The following is a 6524-nucleotide window of genomic DNA, read 5'->3' on the forward strand; positions in this document are numbered from 1 at the left end:
GCCGACTCGCCCTTCGCCCGCCGCGCCGACCCGCCCGATGAGAGACGCATCGCGCCCCAAAGGATGGGCGTGCAGCACATCCATCGCCCGGCCTACGGCGCTCGCCGGAACGAAAAGGACCATGCGGCCTTCGGTGGCCACGTAGAGCGGGTCGAAACCGAGGATTTCGCAGGCGCCCCGCACCGGCGTGGCGACCGGTATGGCGTCCTCGTTCAGCTCCATGTCGAACCCGGCATCCCTGGCTAGCTCCAGCACCGCCGCCGCCAACCCGCCGCGGGTCAGATCGCGCAGGCAATGCAGCTCGACGCCGGCCGCCAGCAATTGCATCACGAGGCCGGACAGGTCCGCGCAATCGCTTTCGACGGCGGTTTCGAAGCCCAGCCCTTCCCGCTCGGCGATGATCGCGACGCCATGGCGGCCGATGTCGCCGCTCAGCAGGATCGCATCGCCTTCCCGAATGCCGGCGGGGGCTATTTGCAGGTCATGTTCGATCAGGCCGATGCCGCTGGTCGCGATGTACAGCCCGTCCCCCTTGCCGTTTTCGACCACCTTGGTGTCGCCGGTGACGATCGCCGTTCCCGCCGCCTGCGCCGCGGCGTTCATGCTGGCCAGAACGCGCGCCAGATCATCGACCGGAAAACCTTCCTCGATCACCAGCGCGGCGCTCAGGAACAAGGGTTTCGCACCGCTCATCGCGAGATCGTTCAAGGTGCCGCACACCGCCAGCTTGCCGATGTCGCCGCCGGGGAAGAACAGCGGCTTGACCACGTAGCCGTCGGTGGTGAAGGCCAGCCGCTTACCGCCCACGTCCAAGACCGCGCTGTCGTGGCGCTGGTCCAGGTGCGGGTTGGCGAAGGCCGGGCGCACCAGGCGCTCCAGCAATTGCTGCATCAGCCGCCCGCCTCCGCCGTGGGCCATGACGATCTGGGCGTACTGGCCTATGGGCGCCGGGCAAATCAACCGGGTGTCGTCGCTCATGGCTTCAGGCGGCATCGCGGCGGTAGCGGTAATAAGCGGCGCAGGCGCCTTCCGACGAAACCATGGTTGCGCCCAGGGGATGTTCCGGGGTGCAGGCCGTACCGAAGGCGGGACACTCGAAGGGTTTCAGCCGCCCGGTCAAGACCTCTCCGCTGCGGCAGGGACCGGCGCTGGCAGTCTTCCGAACAGATAGCTCGAAGCGGCGCACCGCATCGAAATCGGCAAACTCGGGACGCAGTCCCAGGCCGCTGTCTGCGATGGCGTCCAGGCCGCGCCAGCTCAGTGTGACGGGTTCGAAAACTTGCTCCATCAGCGCCTGGGCCGGTCGATTGCCCTCCCGGCTCACCGCACGGCCATAGCGGTTCTCAACTTCGGCGCGCCCCTCTTCCAATTGCTCCACGCAGCTCAGGACGCCGCGCAGGATGTCCAGGGGCTCGAACCCGGTCACCACGATGGGCGCGCGAAAACGGGCGGCTATGGGCTCGTATTCGGTGTAGCCCATCACCGCACAAACGTGGCCCGCCGCCAGCAGACCGTTGACCCGGTTGTCGGGCGCCGATAACAAGGTTTCCACCGCGGGCGGCACCCTCACGTGGGCGACCAGCAAGGAAAAGTTCTTGATTCCGAAGCGCTGCGCCTGCAACACGGCCATCGCAGTCGTCGGCGCGGTGGTTTCGAAACCCACGGCGAAGAACACCACCTGGCGCTCCGGATTTTCCCGGGCCAGATTCAGCGCATCCAGAGGCGAATAAACCATGCGCACGTCGCCGCCGCGGGCCTTGACCGTCAACAGATCATGACGAGAGCCCGGCACCCGCAGCATGTCGCCGAAGGAACAGAAGATGACGCCGGGGCGGGCCGCCAGCTCCAGCGCTTGATCGATGATCGCCTCCGGGGTCACGCAAACCGGGCAGCCGGGGCCGTGGATCAGGCTCAGCGACGGCGGCAGCAAGCGGTCCAGGCCGTGCTTGACGATGGAATGGGTCTGCCCGCCGCAGACTTCCATCAGTGTCCAGGGCTGGGTCTGCCGGCGCGCGATGGCGTCGGCCAGGGCCTTGACCGACGCGGCGTCGCGGTATTCGTCAAGATATTTCATCGGTGATGTCCTCCAATGCGGCAATCTCTTTCAGCACCGCCTGCGCCTCGGCCTCGTCCAGGCGCGAAATCGCGAAACCGGCATGAACGATGACGTAATCGCCGACTTCGGCTTCCGGCACATAGGCCAGGTTCACCACCTTGACCACGCCGCCGAAATCGACCCGACCGGATCGCAGCAAGGGATCGTCGGCCTGTTCGATGGAGAGGATCTGACCGGGTACGGCTAGACACATGTGAGAAGCTCCTCGGAAAATGTCGCGGCGGCGATCTGGCCCAGCGCCAGGCCGCCGTCATTGGGGGGTATCTGCTCCGGCCAGTATACCCGCAAGCCGGCATTGCGGAGCCGCTCTGCGCACAGCTCCAGCAGCAGGCGGTTCTGAAAACAGCCGCCGGCCAGGGCGACGGTGGAAATCGGTTCGGCAAGCGCGACGTCGGTAATGGCGGCCGCAAGGCTGGCGTGAAACCGAAAGGCGAGAACGGCCGCCGGCACGCCGGCCGCGTGGTCGTCCAACAGCGCCCGGAACAAGGGACGCCAGTCCAGCCGTTTCGGCTCGCCGTCGATCACGGGCATCGGATAAGTCGTCCCGTCGCCCTCCCCGCTTTGCTCCGCAGAGGCCTCCAGCGCCATCGCCGCCTGCCCCTCGAAGCTGACGTCCTGACACAGTCCCAAAAGACTCGCGGCCGCGTCGAACAAGCGCCCCGCGCTGCTGCACCCGGGCGACCGCGTGCCGGTCTGCAGCAGCCGCAATAACGCAGTCAGATCAGCCGGTTTAAACCGCGGTTCCAGCGTGGCCGGCAAGTAGTCCGGCGTTTGCTCGCCGTGCAGGGCGTACAACACGCTTAGGGCCGATCGCCGCGGGTCCTTGATCGCGCGTTCGCCGCCGGGAAGGCACAGCGGCAGCAGGCCGGCGATGCGGCGATGACCGTCCGGGGCGATGCGCAGGAATTCCCCGCCCCACAGCGTGCCGTCTTCGCCCAGTCCCAAGCCGTCCCAGGTCACGGCCAGAAGCGGCGGCTTCAAACTATGCTCGGCCATGCAGGCCAGCGCGTGGGCAAGATGGTGAGGCACGCGCCGCAGCGGCAGCCCGGCGGCTTCGGCCCAGCGGCCGGCGGCGTAATCGGGGTGCAGATCGCATGCGACCGACCGAGGCGGACGGCCGAACAGGCACGGAAGCAGACCGGCGGTGGCGCGATGGCGATCCAGTGACTCCGCCGTATCGAGATCGCCGAGGTGCTGGCTCAAGATCACGCGCCCGCCGTCCGCATAGGCAACCGTGTTCTTGAGATGCCCTCCGGCGGCCAGGATCGGCGGCGTATCCGCATCCAGAGTCACCGGGCGCGGCACATAACCTCGGGCGCGTCGCAACATCAGGGGCTTTCCGTCGGCGATGCGAAGCACGGAATCGTCCAAAGGCTGCCGTATCGGCCTGTCGTGCACCAGGAAACCGTCGGCGATGCCGGCCAGGCGTTGCTGAGCCTCCTCGGGCGCGATGCAGATCGGTTCGTTGCCCCGGTTGCCGCTGGTACAAACCAGCGGCGCGCCGAAATCCCGCGCCAACAGATGGTGCACGGGCGAGGCCGGTAGCATTAGCCCCAGGTGATTCTGCCCCGGCGCAATGCCGGATGCGATCGACCCGGACGCATCGCGGCGGCGCAGTAGCACGATGGGCGCTGCCGATGACGTCAGCAGCCGCGTTTCAGCGTCGGTCACATCGCAAAGCTCGCGTGCCGCCGCGAGGTCAGCCACCATCAGCGCCAGCGGCTTGTGGGGCCGGTGTTTGCGTTCGCGCAGACGCTGCACCGCTTTTTCATCCGCCGCATCGACCAGCAATTGGAATCCGCCCACCCCTTGAAGCGCCAGCACCTGTCCCTGCCGCAAGCGCTCGACGGCTTGCAACATCGCCTCGTCGCCATGCGCTAGCGTGCGACCGGCGGCGTCCCATAGAGCCAAAGTCGGGCCGCAGTTTGGACAGCAGGTGGTCTGGGCATGAAAACGCCGGTCCGAAGGATCGCGGTATTCCTCGATGCACTCGGCGCAGAGCGGAAAGCCCGCCATGGCGGTACGCTCCCGGTCGAACGGCAAGGCGTCCAGGATGCTGTAGCGGGGGCCGCAGTGGGTGCAGCTGACGAAGGGATAACGGAATCGGCGGTCGCCGGGATCGAACAGTTCCCGAAGACAGTCCGGGCATGGGGCCAGATCCGGCAGAGCGAACGGAGCGACTGCGCCATCCGCACGGCTCGCCGCGACCCGGAAATTTCGCTCGCCGACGGCGGGAACGCTTTCTACGCTGCAATCGACGATGTCGGCCTGCGGCGGGCATTCGCGCTTCAGACGGATTTCGAATGCCGCCAAAGCCGACGCATCGCCTTCCGCCTCGATGATCACCCCTTCCGGGCCGTTGGATACCCGGCCGGCCAAGTCCAGTTCCCGCGCCAGGCGGTACACGAAAGGCCGCATACCCACGCCCTGCACCAGACCGCTCAGCGTCAGCCGCCGGCGCTGCCGTCCGGCCTCGGCGGCAACGCTCAAATCCGCGCCCGAATCGCCGCGGCCTGACGCTCCAGTCCCGCCAGTCGTTCGGCCAACAGCGCCTTGCGGCGTCGTTCCAGCCATCCGTACCACTGGTCCATCCCTTCCCCCGTAGTGGCCGAAACACGGATCGTTTCCACGTCCGGATTGACCTGCTGCAAATAGCCGAGGCAGCGCTCGATGTCGAAACGCAGATAGGGCAACAGATCGATCTTGTTGATCAGGACCAGATCGGCGCGATGGAACATATCCGGGTATTTCAGCGGCTTGTCCTCGCCCTCGGTGACCGAGAGGATGACCACGCGGGCCGCCTCGCCCAGATCGAACATGGCCGGACAGACCAGGTTGCCGACATTCTCGATGAACAGGATGCCGTAATCGGCGGGCTTGAGATCTTGCACGCCATGGCCGACCATGTGAGCGTCCAGATGACAGCCCTTGCCGGTGTTGATCTGCAACACCGGAACGCCGGTGGCGCGTATGCGCTCCGCATCGTTCTCGGTCTGCTGGTCGCCTTCGATCACGCTGACGTCGAACCGCTCCTTAAGATCCGCGATGCTGCGCTCGAGCAGCGTGGTCTTGCCGGACCCGGGGCTCGAAAGCAGGTTCACGGTGAGAATGCCGTGGCCTTCGAAAAATTGCCGGTTGCCTCGGGCATGGGCGTCGTTGCGGCCGAGAATGTCCTGTTCGATGCGAACGATGCGCTCCTGGCTCAGACCGTCGATACTCAGTCCGGCAGCGCCTTGGCCGTGGTGATGATGGTGATGACCATGGTCATGGCCGTGATCGTGGGTATGCTCATGCTCCGAATCGTGGGCGTGAGCGTGATGGTGCTGATCGGCTTCGCCGCAGCCGCAAACGGTACACATGCTTATTCCACCTCCAAATCGAGAATTCTGAATTCCTCGCCCCCGGTCACTTTCAGGCGATGCCCGCCGCATGCGGGACACGGGTCGTAATATTGCGCGATTTCCACCGTACGATCGCAAGCAAAACACCAGGCCAGGCCCGGCGTATCGATGAATTCCAGTTCCGCTCCTTCGGCGATCGTGTCCCGGCTCACCGCTTCGAAGCCGAAGCCCAAGGCTGCACGATCGACCCCCGCGAGAGGGCCGACTAACAGTCTGACCTTCCGCACCCGCGCAAAGTGCTGCTTGCTTGCTTCGGTCTCCAGGATATCGATGATGCCTTGGCAGAGGGATAGCTCGTGCATGTCAAAACAAAGGGGTTGGGACGGGCCGTTCGGCCGGCTCCAGAATCAGCCGATGGTCGACGCAAGGGTCCACGACCCGCAAAAACGCTTCGATCCGTGCCTTGGCCGAATCCGCATCGCCGACCGCCGCGCCCAGCAGCGCCCGGTATACCAGGCCGCGGGGATGAAAATTCCAGTCCGTCGGCGCCAGAATACGATAATCGCAAACGCGACCGTCGGCCACCTCGACGCGATGTATGAGGCGGCCCCGTGCCGCCTCGGTTTGCGCGACGCCGATACCGCCGGTACGACCCGGCAGCGAGCCGGGTTCGATCGGCGCAAGCTGTTCGATACCCTCGATCAAACTGCGGACCAGCGAGTTCAATTCGACCATCCGCGCCAGCATGCGGGTGAACAAGCCCTTGCCGTAAACCGCCAAGGCCTCCCGTATCAGCGGGGCCGAACTCTGGCGGACCAAACAGCCGGTCTCGCGCGGTAGCTCGTCCCATTCCGGACATGTCGGACTCACGCGCATCGATCCCGGTCCGAGCGCCGCTTTCAGCATCGGATCGGAGAATGCCGGCAGCGCATCCACTGCGCAGCGGCCGAAATCGGGCCAGCCGGGCTGTAATGCGGGTCGCATCCACGCCACTGCCGCGCATGTATCGTGCTCCAGCCAATGCCGGACCGCTTCCAGGTCTGGCTGCGGCGTATGCCACAGACCGC

At 65.8% G+C, this 6524-nt stretch carries 7 protein-coding genes; all 7 read right to left on the minus strand.

The window, feature by feature from the left end; translation table 11 throughout:
- On the minus strand, positions 1 to 978 hold a 978-nt coding region (hypE, locus tag ABJK70_RS18115), incomplete at its 3' end, for a hydrogenase expression/formation protein HypE (RefSeq protein WP_347258681.1).
- A 4-nt stretch (positions 979 to 982) separates the two neighbouring features.
- Complete coding sequence (gene hypD / locus ABJK70_RS18120) at positions 983 to 2074, minus strand: hydrogenase formation protein HypD (RefSeq protein ID WP_347258682.1); 1092 nt, start codon at positions 2072 to 2074, stop codon at positions 983 to 985.
- Entirely contained in the window at positions 2061 to 2309 is a 249-nt protein-coding gene (locus tag ABJK70_RS18125; protein WP_347258683.1) for a HypC/HybG/HupF family hydrogenase formation chaperone, read from the minus strand. Before ABJK70_RS18125 ends, hypD begins: the two co-directional genes overlap by 14 nt.
- Positions 2300 to 4606, minus strand: a complete 2307-nt coding sequence (hypF, locus tag ABJK70_RS18130) for a carbamoyltransferase HypF (RefSeq protein ID WP_347258684.1) — start codon at positions 4604 to 4606, stop codon at positions 2300 to 2302. The genes ABJK70_RS18125 and hypF overlap by 10 nt, the downstream gene beginning before the upstream one ends.
- Entirely contained in the window at positions 4603 to 5475 is an 873-nt protein-coding gene (hypB, locus tag ABJK70_RS18135; protein WP_086133397.1) for a hydrogenase nickel incorporation protein HypB, read from the minus strand. Before hypB ends, hypF begins: the two co-directional genes overlap by 4 nt.
- Positions 5476 to 5477: 2 nt before the next feature.
- Positions 5478 to 5819, minus strand: coding sequence for a hydrogenase maturation nickel metallochaperone HypA (gene hypA / locus ABJK70_RS18140; RefSeq protein ID WP_347258685.1), 342 nt, complete (start codon positions 5817 to 5819; stop codon positions 5478 to 5480).
- Position 5820: 1 nt separating this feature from the next.
- Positions 5821 to 6524: nickel-dependent hydrogenase large subunit (locus ABJK70_RS18145; protein ID WP_347258686.1), on the minus strand; the 704-nt coding region annotated here is incomplete at its 5' end.

The organism is Methylocaldum sp., from assembly GCF_039794385.1.
Lineage (GTDB): Bacteria > Pseudomonadota > Gammaproteobacteria > Methylococcales > Methylococcaceae > Methylocaldum.